Origin of the sequence: Aeromonas sp. MR19, assembly GCF_963899305.1 — a bacterium.
GTDB classification, from domain to species: Bacteria; Pseudomonadota; Gammaproteobacteria; order Enterobacterales; family Aeromonadaceae; genus Aeromonas; species Aeromonas bestiarum.
In genome coordinates, this window is record NZ_CAWQWZ010000042.1 from 1 (window position 1) to 231 (window position 231).

The following is a 231-nucleotide window of genomic DNA, read 5'->3' on the forward strand; positions in this document are numbered from 1 at the left end:
CGGTCAGGGTGACGGTGTCACCGGCCTTGAACTCGCCGCTGACGGTGCCGCTGACCGGGATCTGCTGACCCGCTTCGGCGGCGTTGATGACGTCGTCGGCGGTGATGTCGGCATCGAGCTCAATGGCCAGGTCCACCGGCGCCTGGGTGTCGACCCCGTAGCCTTCGCTGTCGGTCGCGGTGGCGCTGTTGCCCGCCGCGTCGGTGCTGGTCACGCTGGCATCGATGGTCT

General features: G+C 68.8%; 1 protein-coding gene. It reads right to left on the bottom strand.

Annotation, left to right across the window (positions count from 1 at the left end):
• Positions 1-214 (bottom strand): Ig-like domain-containing protein (locus AACQ95_RS15925; protein ID WP_241281106.1); only part of this gene is annotated, 214 nt, incomplete at its 3' end.
• Positions 215-231 lie beyond the last annotated feature (17 nt).